Source organism: Microvirga sp. P5_D2 (assembly GCF_054049475.1).
In genome coordinates this window covers 1-693 of the sequence record NZ_JBFUMH010000404.1, presented here as the reverse complement: position 1 = coordinate 693, position 693 = coordinate 1, and the positions used below count along the sequence as shown (strand labels likewise).

At 53.8% G+C, this 693-nt stretch carries 1 protein-coding gene; it reads right to left on the bottom strand.

All coding sequences use genetic code 11. The features are described from left to right. The coding region (locus tag ACXJKO_RS31965; RefSeq protein ID WP_457095008.1) for a PAS domain-containing protein at nt 1-628 on the bottom strand (628 nt) is incomplete at its 3' end. Between the last annotated feature and the right edge of the window lie 65 nt (nt 629-693).

Genomic DNA, 693 nt, shown 5'->3' with positions numbered 1-693 from the left:
GGCCACGATCTAGCACCCAGCGGATTTCGCTCGAAGCTGTAATGATGCGGTAGACTGCGGAGAATGAGGTCCGGCTTCGGCAGGCTTGAGATACAGTTCGTTCAAGCTCTGCGAGATCCTCTGGGTGAACGATGTCGGCCCAGTTTATTCGACCGCTACTGAACCCATCTGCAGGATGCCCAGTTAGTGTCTCAACACCCTCGCTGAAAAAAATAATTGGCCAAGGCAGCTCCGGGCGAGCCGTGTAGACGAGACCAGGTAGATTATCGATAAGCGTCTCAAGCTTGCGCCTACTCTCCCGCACCTCGCTTTCAGCCTGAAGCCGCTCCGTCAGGTCTCGGGCTACACCGATGAGCCCAACAATTTCATTGTCTTGCCACCAAGGCACCTTCACAGTCTGGAACTGTCGAGGGACCCCCTTAATCAGAATGGTTTCGTCAATCCTCGTAGTTTCGCCCGTGTTCAGAACAGGCGCGTCAGCCCGGATATATACATCTGCAAGCTCTGCCGGATAGAGGTCTTGAACACGCTTGCCAAGGAGAGATGTATCTCCCGCTATCTGCTTATTGACAAAGACGAACCGTCCGTCCCGGTCCTTGACGAAAATCACATCCTCGACACTGTCCATCACGGCCTGGAGCAGATCCTGAGTTCTGCGAGCACTTTCCTCTGCAACCTTACGCTCATGTATAT